Annotated in this window: 18 protein-coding genes; 6 read left to right on the plus strand and 12 right to left on the minus strand. The window is 53.7% G+C overall.

What is annotated here, in order from left to right; all coding sequences use genetic code 11:
- Positions 1-83: 83 nt before the first annotated feature.
- The 4 genes from G497_RS17565 to gatC all read right to left on the minus strand — a co-directional run bounded on the left by G497_RS17565 (position 84) and on the right by gatC (position 5,073).
- On the minus strand, positions 84-530 hold the full coding sequence (locus G497_RS17565; RefSeq protein ID WP_051258010.1) for a 4Fe-4S dicluster domain-containing protein: 447 nt from the start codon (positions 528-530) through the stop codon (positions 84-86).
- Positions 530-2,629: a molybdopterin-dependent oxidoreductase gene (locus tag G497_RS0109340; protein ID WP_027187950.1), complete on the minus strand. Its 2,100-nt coding sequence runs from the start codon at positions 2,627-2,629 to the stop codon at positions 530-532. Before G497_RS0109340 ends, G497_RS17565 begins: the two co-directional genes overlap by 1 nt.
- Positions 2,630-3,286: 657 nt before the next feature.
- Positions 3,287-4,753: an Asp-tRNA(Asn)/Glu-tRNA(Gln) amidotransferase subunit GatA gene (gatA, locus tag G497_RS0109350; RefSeq protein ID WP_034637390.1), complete on the minus strand. Its 1,467-nt coding sequence runs from the start codon at positions 4,751-4,753 to the stop codon at positions 3,287-3,289.
- 11 nt (positions 4,754-4,764) lie between these two features.
- Complete coding sequence (gene gatC, locus G497_RS0109355; RefSeq protein WP_027187952.1) at positions 4,765-5,073, minus strand: Asp-tRNA(Asn)/Glu-tRNA(Gln) amidotransferase subunit GatC; 309 nt, start codon at positions 5,071-5,073, stop codon at positions 4,765-4,767.
- A 171-nt stretch (positions 5,074-5,244) separates the two neighbouring features.
- Between gatC and gatB the strand changes: the two genes are divergently transcribed.
- Entirely contained in the window at positions 5,245-6,675 is a 1,431-nt protein-coding gene (gene gatB / locus G497_RS0109360; RefSeq protein WP_027187953.1) for an Asp-tRNA(Asn)/Glu-tRNA(Gln) amidotransferase subunit GatB, read from the plus strand.
- 221 nt (positions 6,676-6,896) lie between these two features.
- A complete protein-coding gene (locus G497_RS0109365) occupies positions 6,897-7,295 on the plus strand; it encodes a cytochrome c3 family protein (protein WP_342663668.1) in 399 nt (132 codons plus the stop codon).
- 40 nt (positions 7,296-7,335) lie between these two features.
- Here the strand turns inward: G497_RS0109365 and G497_RS0109370 are convergent, their stop codons facing one another.
- Positions 7,336-7,554, minus strand: a complete 219-nt coding sequence (locus G497_RS0109370) for a hypothetical protein (protein WP_027187955.1) — start codon at positions 7,552-7,554, stop codon at positions 7,336-7,338.
- A gap of 89 nt (positions 7,555-7,643) precedes the next feature.
- Between G497_RS0109370 and G497_RS0109375 the strand changes: the two genes are divergently transcribed.
- A complete protein-coding gene (locus G497_RS0109375) occupies positions 7,644-8,603 on the plus strand; it encodes a D-2-hydroxyacid dehydrogenase (RefSeq protein ID WP_034637404.1) in 960 nt (319 codons plus the stop codon).
- Between the two features lie 239 nt (positions 8,604-8,842).
- Here the strand turns inward: G497_RS0109375 and G497_RS0109385 are convergent, their stop codons facing one another.
- The 7 genes from G497_RS0109385 to rpsB all read right to left on the minus strand — a co-directional run bounded on the left by G497_RS0109385 (position 8,843) and on the right by rpsB (position 14,994).
- Complete coding sequence (locus tag G497_RS0109385) at positions 8,843-9,502, minus strand: DedA family protein (protein WP_034637392.1); 660 nt, start codon at positions 9,500-9,502, stop codon at positions 8,843-8,845.
- A gap of 139 nt (positions 9,503-9,641) precedes the next feature.
- The gene (gene frr / locus G497_RS0109390; protein WP_027187958.1) at positions 9,642-10,196 is read right to left on the minus strand and encodes a ribosome recycling factor; all 555 of its coding nucleotides are present in this window, start codon (positions 10,194-10,196) and stop codon (positions 9,642-9,644) included.
- A 402-nt stretch (positions 10,197-10,598) separates the two neighbouring features.
- Positions 10,599-11,081, minus strand: a complete 483-nt coding sequence (locus G497_RS0109395) for a DinB family protein (RefSeq protein WP_027187959.1) — start codon at positions 11,079-11,081, stop codon at positions 10,599-10,601.
- Between the two features lie 56 nt (positions 11,082-11,137).
- A complete protein-coding gene (pyrH, locus tag G497_RS0109400) occupies positions 11,138-11,854 on the minus strand; it encodes a UMP kinase (protein ID WP_027187960.1) in 717 nt (238 codons plus the stop codon).
- 241 nt (positions 11,855-12,095) lie between these two features.
- Positions 12,096-12,914, minus strand: a complete 819-nt coding sequence (locus G497_RS0109405) for a glycosyltransferase family 2 protein (RefSeq protein WP_034637401.1) — start codon at positions 12,912-12,914, stop codon at positions 12,096-12,098.
- A gap of 104 nt (positions 12,915-13,018) precedes the next feature.
- Positions 13,019-13,885 carry a translation elongation factor Ts gene (gene tsf, locus G497_RS0109410; RefSeq protein ID WP_027187962.1) on the minus strand — a complete coding sequence of 289 codons (867 nt, stop codon included), beginning with the start codon at positions 13,883-13,885 and terminating at the stop codon, positions 13,019-13,021.
- A 308-nt stretch (positions 13,886-14,193) separates the two neighbouring features.
- Positions 14,194-14,994 carry a 30S ribosomal protein S2 gene (gene rpsB, locus G497_RS0109420; protein ID WP_027187963.1) on the minus strand — a complete coding sequence of 267 codons (801 nt, stop codon included), beginning with the start codon at positions 14,992-14,994 and terminating at the stop codon, positions 14,194-14,196.
- A gap of 320 nt (positions 14,995-15,314) precedes the next feature.
- Here rpsB and G497_RS0109425 point away from each other — a divergent pair, with 320 nt between their 5' ends.
- The 3 genes from G497_RS0109425 to G497_RS0109435 are packed head-to-tail and all read left to right on the plus strand — an operon-like array spanning position 15,315 to position 17,746.
- On the plus strand, positions 15,315-16,412 hold the full coding sequence (locus tag G497_RS0109425) for a 3'-5' exoribonuclease YhaM family protein (RefSeq protein ID WP_027187964.1): 1,098 nt from the start codon (positions 15,315-15,317) through the stop codon (positions 16,410-16,412).
- Entirely contained in the window at positions 16,388-17,032 is a 645-nt protein-coding gene (tmk, locus tag G497_RS0109430) for a dTMP kinase (protein WP_027187965.1), read from the plus strand. The genes G497_RS0109425 and tmk overlap by 25 nt, the downstream gene beginning before the upstream one ends.
- A 21-nt stretch (positions 17,033-17,053) precedes the next feature.
- Entirely contained in the window at positions 17,054-17,746 is a 693-nt protein-coding gene (locus G497_RS0109435) for a lactate utilization protein (protein WP_084516157.1), read from the plus strand.
- The last annotated feature ends 175 nt before the right edge of the window (positions 17,747-17,921 follow it).

Genomic DNA, 17,921 nt, shown 5'->3' on the forward strand with positions numbered 1-17,921 from the left:
TGAAGCAGGAGTGGACTCTTCCGTCCTCGACTGTTTCAAAAGGAGTGAAGCAACACCGCCAAACGAAATAAATCAGCGTTTCCCTAGTCATCCGCTTTATCAAGGGACAACGCACCCATAGTGCAGCCTGTTACACAGGCAGGTAACTTGCCTGCATCCAGCCTGTCCCTGCACAAATCGCATTTACGCATCACGCCTGCGTCACTATCAAATTGCGGCACATTCCAGGGGCAGGCCACCAGGCAGGCCTTGCAGCCCGTGCATTGTGTTTTTTCAATAAACACTATGCCATCTTGCCGCCTGCGCATGGCCGTGGTGGGGCATGCGCTCAGGCAGGGAGCTTCTTTACACTGCAAGCAGGGCATATACAGGTTTTGCAAGGAGACCTTTTCCCCTTGCAGTGTTGGCCCAAGCTGAAGGTGCACCCCCAGCTTAAGTGCCTTGGGTACTGAATTTTTAACCTTGCAATGCACTTCACACGCTTTGCAGCTTATGCACAGCAGGGCATTTGTTTGCATGGTATAGCCCATTACTGTTTCTCCACTTTACGCAGGGTTACAAAATGCTCCTGCATGGTTAAGCCACCCCCGCGTGGGTCGTGGTGTGCAAGGCCATGGGCAAGCAGCTCGTTATCTGCCGCACCTTTATTGAATGCAAGTGCTTCCTTGGGGTGCTTTTGCCCAAACCCGTGTACCATAAACACCGCTTCCGGGTGAATACCTTCCGTAACAAACACAGGCAGGCTGCCCGCACTTTCCCCGCGTGCATTCACCACCTCTACCCGCTGCCCGGAAGCCAGGCCCAAGGATTCTGCCCTGGTGGGGTGTATCCAGGCCAGGTTCTCCGGCATTTGTTCTGCCAGCAGGGGGTTGTTCATGGTGTGTCCTTGCGTATGCACTGCCGTGCGCCCAAAAATAATGCGGAAGGCATTGTGCGGGGGGCGCTGCGGGCTTTGGTATGCCACAAGGGAAGGAAGCCCTGTTCTTTCTCCCCATCCGGCAGCGGAAAGTTCCACCTTGCCGGAAGGCGTGCCAAAACACAGGCTTTCCGGGGCCGGGAACACTGCCCCCTCACACAGGGAAACACTGCCGTTTTTGGCAAAGTCTGCCATGCTCACGCCAGTACCCTGCAATTGGTACTCCCAAATAGCTTCCACACTGGAAAACGCCAATTTATCAAGCCCCATATGGCGGGCAAGACCACTAACAATTTCCCAGTCTGCCCGTGTATTGTCTGTACGTTCAAGCGCTTTTTGGCGCACAAAAAACTGCGGGCTCAGGCCACCTTTGTGGGCAATAATACTTTCCCGCGTCAGGTACGTGGAAAGGGGCAGAATAACGTCGGCATAATGGACAACTTCCGACCAACTAAACGAAACCGCAACTAAAAGATCCAGGTTATCCAGGCAGGCTTTAATAGCAGCAGGGTCTGGCATGGACTGAATGGGGTCGTGCCGCCAGGCAATGTATGATTTGATGGGAACACGTGCCCCAGGCTTCATGGCTTCAAGCATTTTATGCAAAAGGCCCTTGTCAGGGTCAAAAGCCAAATATTCCGTTCCAATACCATCTGCACGCTGTGGCTCTGGAGCAGGATAGAGGGCAGAAAGGCGCTGCAAAGGCACCTTGCCTACCGACTTGGCAGAACTGGCAGGCACAAAGCCACCCTTAACACCAATGCCCCCAAGCAGGGCCGTAATAATAAACGCACTTTGTGAAACAAGGAAAGAATCACCATACCGGGAGGTCATCCACCCCGGGTGCCAAATAACATGCGGGGCGGCCTTGGCAAGGCTACGGGCAAGGGCAAGAATAGCCTGCTCGCTCACCCCGGTTTCTGCAGCGGCCCAGGCAGCGGAATATGGCTGCACAAAGGTGGCAAGCTCTTCAAACCCAGTGCAATACTGGGCAACAAAATCTTTTTGAAATAATCCCTCAGTAATCAGGGTGTGTATAACCCCAAGGTTCAGGGCGTAATCTGTACCGGGGCGCGGGCAAAGGAAGGTATTCGCCTTGGCAGAAGTAATGCTGGTGCGGATGTCGATAACCGTAAGCTGGCAACCTTGTTGCAGTGCTTTACCCACGGTGCGCGCTTCACTCACAGCCAGGGCTTCAAACAGGTTGCGCGACTGCAACACAAGGTGCTTACAATTGGCAAAATCGAACACCGTGGCTTCACGGCCCCACCCCAGCACTGCCTGCCCAGCGTGGTGAACATTAATATCGCAGGAAACACTGTGGCTGCATATGTTGGAAGAACCAATGCCGCGCATAAAAGCACGGTACAGGTCGGTGAACGGCCCATTCCTGTCTGACCACAAAACGCTTTGCTGCCCGTGCAGGGCTTGGGATTTTTGCAACTCGCTGGCAACGTGCCCCAGCGCTTCTTCCCATGTGGCTTCACGCCACTGCCCACTCCCCCGGGGGCCAACCCGCAACAACGGTGTTCTGGGGCGCTCCCCTTCTTCCAGGGCAATGCCCGCAGCACCTTTGGCGCATAAGGCACCCTTAAGCGAGGTTTCCATGTGCCCGTGAATCCACTGCGCTTTTCCGTCATGCACATGCACCTGGATGGGACACCGTGCGGTACACATGCCACAAATACTGTTCGCTGTGTAAGCGTTAACCATCACCTTCTCCTTAATAGAAGATACGCACCAGAATTGTATAGTCATGGAGTTTGAGCTTGAATTGCTCTAAGGAAACTGGCCTTTTAGCAGTTTGGTCCATATTGAGTCAAGGAAAACCCCAACAAAAAAGTTTTTTAGAAAATAAATTCAGAAATAACGTTATGTAAAATATATAATATACCTGTAGATTGTGCGTAAATATACATAAACAACACTCTTCTTATAAAATACCGGGCAACAGTATTCGCACCTGGTTTGCTCATAGCATTCCTGACAAGGCGAGAAACACAACACACACAAATTAAACATAAAAAAAGTATAAACAGACTTCTTCTGTTCTCTGGGCACGAATGCTTCCACACCCAAATTTCTCTTCCCCCCAAAAAAATGGATGCTTCCAATACAGGAAGCATCCGCTCTTGATTGCGCCTATTTTCACGCACCAGTAAAAATGCGTTTTTATGAATATGATATCAACTCTTTCATGGGAATATCACCACAATCACCGTAAAGCCGTACTGCCATGTACTACTTTGTCAATACATTCATTAAGAAATAGCGTTTGTGCGGCTTTCCCTGCCTTCTGCCAAACGTTCAAAACAAACACACTCCCAGCAGTGCCGCTAGGCCAAAGAGCACTTTCAAGGTGTAATTGCTTTATGCAGGAATCCCCGTGGGCACACCCAGGCGGGGCAGCGCCATTTCCAGGGCATTAGCCATGCCAAGCAGGGCAATATCATCAAAGGCACGGCCCATAAGCTGCACCCCCACAGGCAGGCCGGAAGCCGCACCAAGCCCTGCGGGCAGGCTTACACCCGGCAGGCCAGCAAGGTTCAGCCCAAGGGTGAGCATATCCATTTTATACAAGGTAAGGGGGTCGTTCACGTGTTCCCCTTTCTTCCAGGCCGTAACCGGACTTACCGGGGCAATCAGGGCATCACACTGGCCTAGGGCTGCTTGAAAATCTTGCAGCAGCAGGCGGCGCACCTTGGCAGCTTTCTGGAAATAGGCATCGTAATAACCAGAAGAAAGCACATGGGTGCCCAGCAGAATGCGGCGCTTCACCTCTTCCCCAAATCCTTGTGAACGTGAAGCCGTGTACATGCCCACAAGGTCATGTTCCCCTTGTGCCCGCAGGCCATAGCGCACACCATCGAAACGGGCAAGGTTGGTGCTGGCTTCAGCACTGGCAAGAACATAATAGGTTGCTACTGCATATTGCAGGTGCGGCAAGGAAATTTCCACCACTTTGGCCCCCTGGGCCTTGGCAGCTTCCACAGCGCTCTGGCAGGCAGCGGCCACTTCATCGCTCAGGCCGCCTTCCCACAGTTCCTTGACCACCCCAAAGGTTTTGCCTTGCAGGCTTTTGGTGGCAAGGGCCGGGGCCACATCCGGTGCAGGCAACTGGGCACTGGTGGCGTCGCGCCCGTCATACCCGGCGATAACGCCAAACAGGGTGGCGCAGTCTGCCACGGTGCGGGCCATGGGGCCAATCTGGTCGAAGGAGCTGGCATAAGCCACTGCGCCGTAGCGGGAAACATATCCATACGTGGGTTTGAAGCCAACACACCCGCACAGGGCCGCTGGCTGGCGAATGGACCCGCCTGTGTCAGACCCCAAAGAGCCAAACGCCTGCCCGGCTGCCAGCCCGGCTGCGCTACCACCGCTGGAACCACCAGGCACGCGCTGTGCGTCCCAAGGGTTACAGGTGGGGCCATGGGCAGAACTTTCTGTACCAGAGCCCATGGCAAACTCGTCAAGGTTCGTCTTGGCCACAATAACGGCACCGGCTTCACGCAGGCGCTCTACCACAAAGGCATCATACGGGGCCATAAAGCCTGCCAACATGGCGGAAGCGCAGGTGGTAGGGGCGTCCTTGGTGCACAGCAGATCTTTTACCGTTACCGGAATGCCCCACAACGGCAAGTTGTTGGGGTTGCCTTGCGCTTCCAACTGGGCTGCCCGCTGCATGGCGGTTTCTTCCAGCACGGTAATGCAGGCGTTCAGCACAGGCTCGGTGGCGGCAATGCGAGCAAGGCAGGCAGCAGTAAGGGCCGTGGGAGTGGTTTCCCCTTGGGCCAGCATGGCCTTGGCTTCAAGCAAGGTACGGGTATGAAGAGGCATAACAAATCCTTCTATAGAACAGGGGGAACGGAAAAGAACGTATCTTTACGCTCCGGCGCGTTTTGCAACATATCTTCGGTAGGCCGCTTCTTTTCTGCTTCATCTTCCCGTGGGGGGGCCACATGCAAAGCGGGGCAAAACAGGGGCTCAACCCCGGCGGTGTCTGCCTTGCTGATGCCGTCTATGTAGCCCACAATGGCGTCCATTTGCCCGGCAAGGCGGGCCATAAAGGCTTCCGCTTCCTGGGGGGTTTTGCCATATTCCAAGTCAATGCGGGCAAGCCCGGCAATTTTCCGAATTTGCTGTTCAGTTACAGCCATAAAAAGCTCCTTGCAATGAATGCTTCGTGTGCGTTCAGCCCTCTTGTATAAAGCAAGCTGCGGCAGCCTGCAACCCCGGCACCCCCCCAATAGAGATTCTGGACTCTTTTTTCCGGGGCTGATATAGGAAAACGTCCATCTGTATTGTTATTCCAAGCGAAGGAGCTTCCCATGCCTGCATATGAGGCGGTTATTGGCCTTGAAGTACATGCCCAACTGCTTACCTCTTCCAAACTGTTTTGTTCATGCCCTGTGCGCTTTGGGGACGAACCTAATGAAAATATCTGCGAGGTATGCGCTGGCATGCCGGGTGCCCTGCCCCGCCTGAACAAAAAAGCTGTGGAACTGGCGGCCAAGGCTGGCCTTGCCTTGCAATGCACGGTGAACCCCATGTCGTTGTTTTCCCGCAAAAACTATTTTTACCCAGACCTGCCTGCTGGCTTTCAAACCTCGCAGCTTACGCCGCCTATTTGCGAGCACGGCCACCTGGACGTTACCGTGCAGGATGCTACCCGCCGCATAGGCATTACCCGCATTCACCTTGAAGATGACGCAGGCAAGTGCGTGCACGGGCAAGGGGCCACCCTCATAGACCTGAACCGCGCAGGCACCGGGCTTATTGAAATTGTGAGCGAGCCGGATATTCGCAGTGCAGAAGAAGCCGCCGCTTACATGCGGGCCATTCACGCCATTCTTGTGTGCATTGGCGCAACTGATGGCAACATGGAAGAAGGCAGCCTGCGGTGCGACGCCAACGTTTCCATACGCCCCAAAGGCAGTACAACCCTTGGTACCCGCACGGAAATCAAAAACCTGAACTCGTTCCGCAACATTCAGCGGGCTGTGGAATTTGAAATTCGGCGCCAGGAAGGCTGCCTGGAAGATGGTGAAAGCATTGTGCAGGAAACCCGCCTGTTTGATGCAGTCAAACAGGTTACAGTAAGCATGCGCTCTAAGGAAGATGCCCACGACTACCGCTATTTCCCCAACCCGGACCTGCCCCCTGTGCTGGTCTTGGCTGAAGAATTACAGGCCTGGGAAGCAGAATTGCCGGAATTGCCGGAAGCACGCAAGCTGCGCTTTATCCAACGCCTTGGCCTGAATGAAGAAGAAGCCGCAGCCCTGACAGCAGAACGGGCCACTGCCGACTTTTTTGAACAAGCCCTGGCCCTGTGCAGCAATGCAAAGCGCGTGGCCCAGCTTATGGCAGCAGAATTTTTACGCGAATGCGCCCAACAGAACATTGCCCCGGCACAGGCCGCCTTTGGGGCTGCCCATGTGGCAGAACTGGCGACCCTTATTGATGAAGGCATTATCAGCGCCCGCATTGCCCACGATATTTTCCCGGAACTGTTTGCCAGTGGTGCCATGCCCCGTGCCTTTGTCACAGAAAAAGGCCTGGTACAGGTTTCCGACTCTTCCGAACTGGAAGGGGTTGTGGCAGAAGTGCTGGCTGAAAACCCGGCAGAAGTGGAAGGCTACCGCGGCGGCAAAACAAAGCTGCTCTCCTTTTTTGTGGGTCAGGTTATGCGTAAAACAAAAGGCAAGGCCAACCCTGCCCTGGTCAACAGCCTGCTGGAAGAAAGCCTGGGGAAACACTGATTTATTCCGTTTGGCTGCGTTTCTTCACTTTTTTTGAAGCAGTCGAGGACGGAAGAGTCCACTCCTGCTTCGAAAAAAGCTCATGCCTTGCCAAACGAAATAACTGAGCGTTTCCCCAAAACCATATGGCCTGATACCCCAATTCAACTTGACATGTGCACCAACACCGGACTATATGCAAGCAAAGCTTTTTAACTATACCTTGTGAAGGAGGTAGCGCTATGATGAAAAAGCTCTTTATTGGGGGCGTGCTTCTTTTAAGCACTGCTTTTGCTGCTTCTGCTTTTGCTGCCCAGCCAGAAGCGCCCGCTGACGGGATTAAGATGAACCGGATGTCTAAAGTGGTTATTTTTAACCACAGCACCCACAAAGACATCAAATGTACCGACTGCCACCACCCTGTGGATGGCAAAGAAGATTTCCGCTCCTGTGCAACTGCGGGTTGTCACGACAACTTTGATAAAAAAGACAAGAGCGTGAACTCCCTGTACCAGGCTGTGCACAAAGCCAAAGACGCCAAGTTCAAGACCTGCGTAGCCTGCCACGTTGCTACTGCTGGCGATGACAAGGAAAAGAAAAAGGAACTGGCCGGTTGCGCCAAGTCCAAGTGCCACCCATAAACATGGGAAGCAGCCTTGCCCCGGCAAGGTAACCATTGTGCTATAAAAAGTCGCCCGCAAGGGCGGCTTTTTGTTTGTTGGCAACGTCAACAAACAATCGGAAGAGGGCATAGCCGCAATTCACTTGCGGCGTTACATGCCCGCATTCCGTGTATTCCGCCCGGCGATAAAAGAGCCGGTAGGCGGCGCAAGCACGCTTGGCGGGCCTTGCCATCAGTCTGAACCGCCCGCAAGGGCGGCTTTTTTTGGTTGCCATCATACCGCAGAGCGCATACCATGGCTACGCACAGAGCACGCATGTTCAACAAAATCACTGATTCCATACCTCTTGGAAACGGAGCAATTTCCATGAAAGAACGCATAGTCATACTGGATGCCGGAAGTGTTGGCGACGATTGCACCTGGCCGGATTTTGCCCGCCTGGGTGAAGTGACCCGCTACGAAATAAGCAGCACCCGCGACGTGGTGGAACGCGCCAAAAATGCCACCATGCTGCTTACCAACAAGGTATACCTGCCCAAAGAAATTCTGGAAGCCCTGCCCCACCTGCGCTATGTGGGGTGCATTTCCACAGGGTACAACCAGGTAGACCTGCCCACTGCCGCCGCCCATGGCATTACCGTGTGCAACGTGCCGGCCTATTCCACGGCATCTGTCATGCAGCACACCTTTGCCCTTATTCTTGACCTGGCTTCTAAAATTACCATGCATGTCAACGCGGTGGAGCAAGGGCAGTGGGAAAAAAGCCCCCAGTTTTGCTTTTGGTTGCAGCCAGCAGTGGAACTTGCAGGCAAAACCCTTGGCGTGGTTGGCTTTGGCGACACAGGCAGCGCCGTTGCCCGCATGGGCCATGCCTTTGGCATGAACGTGCTGGCCTATGCCCCCCGGCCCAAGCCCCTGCCGGAATACACCCCGTTCGCCTTTGTGGGGCTGGAAGAACTGTTTGCCCAGTCAGACGTAGTCACACTGCACTGCCCCTCCACCCCGGAGAGTAAGGAAATGGTCAATGCCGCCCTGCTTTCCCGCATGAAGCCCAGCGCGTTTATTGTTAACACCGCCCGCGGCGACCTTATTCAGGAACGCGACCTGCGCACAGCCCTTGAACAAGGCACCATTGCCGGGGCCGGGCTGGATGTGGTGAGCAAGGAACCCATGCCAGCCCACCATATTCTGCATGGTGCCCCCAACTGCCTCATTACCCCCCACGTGGCCTGGAGTTCAGTGGAAGCCCGCAACCGCCTGCTGCACGGCGTATTTACCAACATCTGCAACTTCCTGGCGGGTGCCCCCACCAACGTCGTGAAGTAATTATTGCAAGACATGGCATACAAGAAAAAGCCTGTTGCACAATGCAGCAGGCTTTTTTACATCGAACCACAATGAAACTATTTGGTGGCTAGTTTCTAACAAATATACCCTTTGTTATATGGCATTTAGGAAACGCTCCGTTATTTCGTTTTGCAAGGCATAAGCCTTTTTTGCAGGGGGGGCCCTTTGGCCCTGCCCCCTTGCAAAAAAGGGAAAATAACGCTGCAAAACGGAATAAATCAGCGTTTCCCAAAACGGTACTTTGCCCACTCCACCACAACAGGCAGCACTGAAACCAGAATAATAACATACACAAGAATACTGAAATTTTTCTGCACAAAAGGCAAGTTGCCCAAAAAGTAGCCTGCGCTGACCAAACCAAACACCCAAATTAGCGCACCAGCCACGTTATACGTTAAAAAGCGCCCCTGGTGCATGCCTGCAACCCCTGCCACAAACGGGGCAAACGTGCGGATTATAGGAATAAAACGCGCAAGAATAATGGCTTTGCCCCCGTGCTTTTCATAAAAAGCATGGGCCTGCTCCAGGTGCTTACGCTTCAGCAGTTTGTAGTCGCGCTGAAAAATGGGCGGGCCAAGATACTTGCCAATACGAAAGTTCACGGCATCGCCGATTATTGCCGCAGCCAGCAGGGTCACCACAAGATAGCCGTAATGCAAAAGCCCGGCCCCGGCCAAGGCCCCCCCGGCAAACAGCAGGGAATCTCCTGGTAAAAAGGGGGTCACCACCAACCCAGTTTCACAAAATACAATAATAAACAGCATAAGATACACCCAAAAGCCATACGTGGTAACCAGCTCTTTCAAGTGCACATCAATATGCAGCAAAAAATCCATGAAAACCCAGAACAAATCCACAAGACTCAGCAGAAAATCCATATTTTCTCCAGCATAAGCAGCGTTGGCATGCAAAAAAAGACAAGTAACAAGCTAAAAGCCACACCAACGTACCAAGGCAGCGGTGTGGCTTTTACAGACAATACAGAATCAAAGGCAAACGGAATAAATCAGCGTTTCCTTAAATTTCCATGATCTCTTTTTCTTTAGCCAGGCACTTCTGGTCAACCTTGGCAATAAAGCTGTCAGTCACCTTTTGAATCACTTCCTGTGCCTTTTTAATGTCGTCTTCACTATGCACCTTGTCTTTTTCCAGTTTTTTCAGGGCGTCGTTGGCATCGCGGCGAATGTTACGAATAGCCACCTTGGCTTCTTCCCCGTATTTTTTGGAAACTTTCACAAGGTCTTTACGGCGTTCTTCCGTAAGGGGCGGAATACTAATACGAATAATCTTGCCGTCATTCATGGGGTTCAGCCCCAGGTCTGCCTTGAGCAGGGCCTTTTCAATGGGCCCGAAAGCCCCTTTATCCCACGGCTGAATGGTTATAGTGCGGCTATCAGGTGTGGCCACAGAAGATATCTGGCTGATGGCCGTGGGGGTGCCGTAATAGTCGGCCTTTACCCCATCCACCAAAGAGGTGGAGGCACGCCCGGTGCGCAATTTACCAAATTCACGGTCCAGGGCCACCAGGGCCTTATCCATTCTGTCTTCCGCATCGTGTTTAACTGCTTCCATAAAAACCTCCTCAAATAAAAATGCTTTGCTATAATGCCCAATTTTGCACAAAAAGAAAAGCTGGATATTACCTTCTTTTTTCCGCTCGAGCTGCGTTGAGATGAACAGCCAGCAAAGCTGTCTGTTCCCTCCGCCCTCGCTCCACGGCTCGCTACGCTCGCGACTGCCGTCGGCTTTAGGGAAACATTTTGGCTGCGTTACTTTGCTGTGTTCGCCTGCATTTCGTGAAAACGTAAGGGTGACAAAGCCACCACGTATATATTCACCAAGCCCTAGCGAGGAATTGATGAGGATTTTTGGGTTCTGCCAAGAAAGGCGCGCGCTGTGCGGTGCGATGTGTATTGAGGCATACATGAGCCTCGCGCGGGGCGCGCCTGACGTAGGCAGAAGCCAAAAAGACCATCAATAGCTGCCGGGCAAACCCCGCTGTCGTAAAACGGCATCTATAGCACCCAAATGGTAACAGGTGTGCCGAATCATGGCCAGCAAGGCATTCTGGTCTGTCATAAGGCGCTTAAAATGGCCCATCATGCCTGGGTGGGGGCGGGTAAGGTCTGCCGCAGTCATGCCATCCATGAAGGCATACGCAAGTTCGCGCATGCGGGTGGCAAGTGCCAGCACCTCTGCCTTGGTCATGGGCGTTGCAGGCACACTACACAGCATCAGTTCTTCCCCTGTCCAGGGAATATCTTTCCAGGCCTTTCCTTCTTCCCGGATGGCATAGAATTCAATGCTGGCAAAGGTGTGCATATACTGCTGCCATACCGGAAAACCCCCGGCTGTTTCCAGCCACAGGTCTTCCGGTACACTGGCAAGCTGCTTTTCCATCATGTCGTAAAAACGGTCAAAATCCGCCCGAAAACACTGTATTACAGCGTCTGTCATGTAAGCTCCCTTTGTGCGAGATAATCCAATGGAAACGCCAATCAATCAGCCTTTCCCTAATCTACAGAGATAACAGTGCCCACATCTTCACCCAGCATCAGGCGCTTGATATGGCCGCCAAACATACTGCACACAATAATGGGCACATTGTTTTCCATAGCCAGGGTCATGGCGGTGTAGTCCATTACCCCAAGCTTCAGGGTCAGGGCTTCCGTAAACGTCACGCGGGTATAGCGCTTGGCGTCGGCATACTTCATGGGGTCTTTGTCGTACACGCCGTCCACTTTGGTGGCTTTGATAATGGCGTTGCACTTCAATTCCATGCCCCGCAAGGCAGCGGCTGTGTCTGTGGTAAAGTAGGGGTTGCCTGTGCCTGCTGCGCAAATAACCACGCGGCCTTTTTCCAGGTGGCGCTCACCCCGGCGGCGAATATAGGTTTCACACACCTGCTCCATGGTAATGGCGGAAAGCACCCTGGTGCTGTGCCCGCGTTTTTCCAACGCGTCTTGCACAGCCATGGCGTTCATTACCGTGGCAAGCATACCCATGTAGTCGGCGGAAGACCTGTCCATACCCTTGGCAGAGGTGGAAATGCCACGAAATATATTCCCGCCCCCAATAACCAAGGCCACTTCCACCCCCAGGGCCAGCACCTGGGAAATTTCAGCGCACAGATTAGATACAACAGCAGGGTCAATCCCATACCCGGCATCACCTGCCAGGGCCTCGCCACTTAGCTTCAGCAACACGCGTTTATAAGCCAGTTTGGACATATGTACCTCGAAGAATATAGGTTGGCGAAAGAAATGAAACACATGCTTTCCGGCGGATATCCGAAAAACAGGAAGTAGCTATGGGGAAGCCCCCACAATTTTTGTGTAATAAAGAAATTTCAGGAATTACGAGCACACATCCATGGAGCCAGCACTGGAATAGAAGGCTACGCCCAAATGAGCGCCCTGCCAGAACATGAGATGGTAGCTGGCGGATGTGCATCAGAACAAGAGAGTTTCCTTAATGGTGGTTAAACGGCTCCCCCCACGAAGCCTGCAACACCCTTGCGTACTTCAAGAAGGCATAAAATGCCCCATGCACAGCCACAAGGAAACCAGCCTTCCCATCTAAAAAGCCCCGTTTAAGCACGTAAATACGCAAAAAGCGGCCACCCCCGTGCAGCAAGCCTTTGGCAATGCCGCCGGGCTTACCATGGGCGCGCAGGCTTTCTGCCCCTTGCTGTGCATACACATTGAGCTTTTCAAGGTGGTGGAAAAACGAAGTGTAGGGGTAATGAATAAGCTCTTCTCCCACTGCGCCCACCCGCCGGGTTTCCCCTTGGGGATGATAATGAATGTGCGCGTCTTGGGAAAAAGACACAAGACCGCGGCGAAACACCCTGGCAATAATGTCTGGGTACCACCCACTGTGTTGTAAAAATCTGTCAAAATACCAGGACTTACGCCCAACGGAAAACGCTACAGGAGCGTGCGAGCCTTCATTGGTGTGCCGTGTGGCCTGGGCCACAGCCTGTTGCAGGCGTTGCCCCAGGGCAGGGGGACAAATTTCATCCTGGTCAAGAATAAAAAACCAGTCGGTTTCCACAAGGCCGTGGGCAAAGGTAAACTGATTGGCAAAACCGGGCCAGGCATTTTCCACAACACGGGCACCAAAGCGCCGGGCAATAGCCATTGTTTCGTCCGTACTGCCGGAGTCCACCACAAGAATGGAGTGGCAAAAACTTAAGGAAGCAAGACATTGCTCCATAAGCCTTTGCCCATTGCGGGTAAGCACAATGCCGGTAATGTGTGCCTGCAACGGCAACGCAGTAGAACTCATATGACCTTTAATACCCATGTTATGACCAAGGCAAATTATACAGTGCCACAGCCGGTTATGATGTAAAAAAAGGGCCTCTGCTTTTGCAAAGGCCCTTTAGCATATTAGGCTTCGCTTTCTTCACCAAGCTGCAAACGGACGAAGCGGGAAACGCCGAGTTCGTCGCCAAGGTTTTTGCCCTCAGCCTGCAACAGGCCTTTAATGGTCACTTTGTCGTCGCGAATGTACACTTGTTCCAGCAGGCATACTTCCTGGTAGAACTTTTGGATGCGGCCGTCCACAATTTTTTCCACAATGTTGGCAGGCTTGCCTTCATCAAGGGTTTTCTGGCGGAACACTTCGCGTTCACGGGCAATAAGGTCCTGGTCAAGGCTGGCAGCGTCCAGGGAAAGGGCGTTGGCAGCAGCCACTTGCATGGCAATGTTCTTGGCAAGTTCAACCAGTGCGGGCTTGGCAGCAGTTTCTGCTTTTTTGCAGTTCAGCTCAACCAGTACGCCAATTTTCCCGTTGGAGTGCACGTAGCAACCCACAACGCCGGAACCTTGCACCTGCATACGGCAAAAACGGCCAATGGACATGTTTTCGCCAAGGGTGGCAATCTGGTTGTTCAGCTCGTCGCCCACAAGGGCGGCAAGGGCTGCGTCATCGGCAGGGTTCTTGTCAAACACAAGGCCCACAACCTGTTCGGCAAACGCCTTGAACTTGTCGCCGCGGGAAACGAAGTCGGTTTCGCACTTAACTTCCACAATGGCAACAACGGAATTGTCGGCAGTGGCCTTCTGGGCCACAACACCTTCAGAAGTGGCACGCCCTGCTTTTTTAGCAGCCTTGGAAAGGCCCTTGCTGCGCAACAGGTCAATGGCGGCTTCAAGGTTACCTTCGGTTTCTTCAAGGGCTTTTTTGCAGTCCATCATACCTGCGCTGGTGCGGTCGCGAAGTTCCTTCACGAGCGAAGCGGAAATGGTCGCCATACTCTTCTCCTTCAATAAATACGGTTCACAGGCATAGGTTGCCCGAATCTGATTTTTCAAGCGCTTTAAGCACTGCCATGGGGCAGATACGCCCATGGGCACAAAGCATACAGGCCAGCCTTATTGGCGCATAACATACACACAAGCTGACATAAACAAATAAAGCCGGGGCCCCGCAAGGCAATGCCGGGAAGTTCCCCAAGGCACCACCCGAAGTTCGGTGTGGGCCGCATTGCTCGCCTGGGGAACCCGGCTTCACTCAAGTGGCATTCCCAATACAGGAAACACCACTGTCAATCTTGTACAGCTTATGCTTCTGCAGGGGCTTCAGCAGCTTCGGCAGCGGCTGCCTTTTCAAAGGTAGCTTCAGCAGCGGCTGCCTTTTCAAAGGTAGCTTCAGCATCTTTGCCTTTGCCGCCGTCTTTGCGCATGGCTTCGCCTTCAAGGCAAGCGTCGGCAATGTGGGCAACAAACAGCTTGATGGCGCGAATGGCGTCGTCGTTGCCAGGAATGATGTAGTCCACCACGTCGGGGTCACAGTTGGTGTCTGTTACTGCCACAATGGGAATACCAAGCTTGCGGCATTCCTGCACAGCAATTGTTTCGCGGTGCGGGTCAATAATAAAGGCCAGTTGGGGCAGCCCTTCCATGTCTTTAATACCGCCAAGCACAGCCATGAGCTTGTCAAATTCGCGCTTCAGGGTAAGCTGTTCTTTCTTTTGGTAACGCTGAATGCTGCCGTCAGCAAACATGGCTTCCAGCTTCTTCATGCGGTCAATGCTTTTTTGAATGGTGGCAAAGTTGGTCAGGGTGCCGCCCATCCAGCGGTTAGCCACAAAAAACTGGCCGGAACGCGCAGCTTCCGTAGCAACGGCTTCCTGTGCCTGGCGCTTGGTGCCAATGAAGAGCACACGACCACCGCGGGCCACTGCGTCTGCTACTTTATCGTGGGCAGTGCGGTACAGTTTTACTGTCTGCTGCAGGTCGATAATATGAATACCGTTGCGGGCCCCGAAAATGTAGGTTTTCATTTTTGGGTTCCAGCGACGGGTTTGGTGACCGAAGTGAACGCCGGTTTCCAGCATTTGCTTCATGCTTACATAAGCCATAATAAAACTCCATGTTGGGTTGTTCTTCCACCTGCGGCAAGACCCTTCAACCTTGCGGAACCGCCCGCATGGCACCCCAGGCCCTAAAAAACAGGTGTGATTAGTTAAACGCCATTACTTAGCCTCTTCAGGCCAACTAGGCAAGCAAAATTTCACATCCTATGGCACATTTTGGCTTTGCACACCCCACGGCCCACGTGCTATAGTGCCTGCCACAACAGGCCATTCAATCAGTGCTTCCCTGGCGAAATAGCCTGAAACTGCTCATTTTTATACATCAGCGTTTCCCTGAATCTTTGCTCCAAAGGAAAATCCCCTTCATGGTTCCTTCCCCCTACACCAAAACACGTTTTGTGCAGGAACTTGCCATAGGTACAGAGGTGGCAGAACTGTTCCTTATTGGCACAGCCCAGCAATTACAAGCCAAAAATGGCCCGTACTGGCGGCTGGAATTTCGTGACACAACAGGCAGCATTGGCGGCAAAATATGGAGCCCCCAAAGCGCTGCTTACCCCAGCCTTGCCCCAGGGCAAATTGTGCTGTTGCAGGGCCGGGTGGGCAGCTACCGCGAGGTGCCGGAACTCACCATTGATTCCCTTGATATCCTTACAGACGAGCAAGTTGCGGCACTTGACCTTTCCCTGTTTATGCGGGCAAGCCGCCAAAAACCGCAGGACATGCTGGAAGAATTGCAGGACGTGTGCCGTAAAAACATGCCCCACAAGCCCTGGCGCAAATTTGCCCAACTTGTGCTTACGCATGATGAAATTGCTCCTGCCCTGCTCACTGCCCCGGCAGCCAAAGCCATGCACCATGCCTATACCGGGGGGCTTTTGGAACACACCCTTTCGGTGTGCAAGCTCAGCCTGCGCCTGGCAGAACAGTACCCCCAGTTGGACAAACAGGTGCTGCTTGCCGGTGCCTTGTGCCACGACCTTGGCAAGCTGTGGGAACTGAGCGGTGGCCTTGCCATTGACTACACCCAGGAGGGCAGGCTTATTGGGCACATTTCCCAGGGGCTGGAACGCCTTACCCCGCTTATGCGCAAAGCCGGGCTGGAGCCTGAGTTGGTGGAGCATCTGCAACATCTTATTCTGAGCCACCACGGCACCCTGGAATTTGGTTCCCCCCGCCTGCCTGCCACGGCTGAAGCCATTATGCTGCACTATGCTGACAATATTGATGCCAAAATGCAGCAGGTGGAAACCGCCCTGGCCGACCTGCCCCAAGACGAAAGCGGCTGGTCCGGCTATGTTCCCTCCCTGGAGCGCGCCCTGTTCCGGGCAAAGCCAAGCCCGCAGCCAGCGCCCAAAGCCCCTGCCAAAGCTTCCGCCCAGGCCAGTGCGGAAAAAAAGCAGGACACCCCCACCCACCCTTTGCCCCAGGTGAGCCAATGTTCATTACTCTTGAAGGAATAGAAGGCGCAGGCAAAGGCACGCTGCTGCGTGGCCTGTGCGCCTGGCTGGATGAAACCGCCCGCCCCTATATTGTAACCCGCGAACCCGGCGGCAGCCGCCTGGGCCAAGTGCTGCGGGCCGAGCTATTAGACGTGCGCCACAGCATTGTGCCCGAAGCAGAACTTTTTTTGTATTTGGCAGACAGGGCCCAGCACGTGCATGAAGTAATACGGCCAGCCCTTGCCGCAGGGAACATTGTTATTTCCGACCGCTACGCCGACTCCACCATTGTCTACCAGGGCTATGGCAGGGGGCTGGACGTGGAAGAACTGGTGCGCCTGAATGAGCGCGCCACCCAAGGGCTGTGGCCCCACCTGACCCTATTGCTGGACGCCCCTGCGGCTATTGGCCTGGAACGTGCCCGCAAGCGCAATGCCCGAAAAGGCATGAGCACAACTGAAGGCCGTTTTGAAGCAGAAGCCCTGGCCTTTCATGAGCGCGTGCAGCATGGCTACGTGACCTTTGCCGCCCGCAACCATGCCCGTTTTGCTGTGCTGGATGCCACCCAACCACTGGAAAAAGTACTGCAAGACGCGCTTGCCGTGGTCCAAAATCGCCTCAACACATCTGTTAACAGATAGCCACTTTGCAAGGAACACTCCATGCCGACATCCAAAAAGAACGACCCCAGAACCCTGCCCGTATTAGAAGCCCGCACCGCCACCTGGCGCCTGCACCTGGAAAAGACCGCCAAGCAATTTGAAAAAATGGGGTTTGAAACCTCCGTGGTGGAATCCATTGAAGATGCTGCGACACTGCTAATGCATACGGTGGTGCCGGCCTGTGCCCCTAAAACGGTCAGCTTTGGCGGTTCTGTCAGCGTGCAACAAAGTGGCGTTCTGGATGCCCTGCTTGCCCACAAAGACATTGAAGTGCTCAATACATACGATTATTCATTACCGCCAGAAGCTTCCACAGAACTGCGCCGCAAAGCGCTTACGGTAGACCTGTACATTACTTCGGTAAACGCCGTGGCAGAAACCGGGCAGCTCGTTCTGCTGGACGGCATTGGCAACCGCACGGCTGCTGTGCAGTTTGGCCCCAAAAAAGTTGTACTGTTTATTGGCCGCAACAAACTTTGCCCCACCCTGGAAGCTGCCATGGACCGCACACGCAACATTGCCGGCCCAGCCAACGCCATGCGCCTGAACCGCCAAACCCCCTGCACCAAAACTGGGGAATGCATGAACTGCCAAAGCCCGGAACGCATTTGCTCCACCTGGACCATTACAGAACGCAGCTTCCCCAAAGGACGCATTCACCTTGTGTTTATCAATGAAGAAGTGGGCTTTTAGGGAAACGCTGCGTTATTTCGTTGGGCAAGGCGCAAGTTTTTTTTGAGGCGGGTGCTGGACTTCTCTACCCTGCTCCACCTTATACGCAAACCTTCCCTAAAGCCGACGGCAGTCGCGAGCATAGCGAGCCGTGGAGCGAGGGCGGAGGGAACAGACAGCTTTGCTGGCTGTTCAT

The organism is Desulfovibrio cuneatus DSM 11391 (genome assembly GCF_000430005.1).
Taxonomy (GTDB): Bacteria; Desulfobacterota; Desulfovibrionia; order Desulfovibrionales; family Desulfovibrionaceae; genus Frigididesulfovibrio; species Frigididesulfovibrio cuneatus.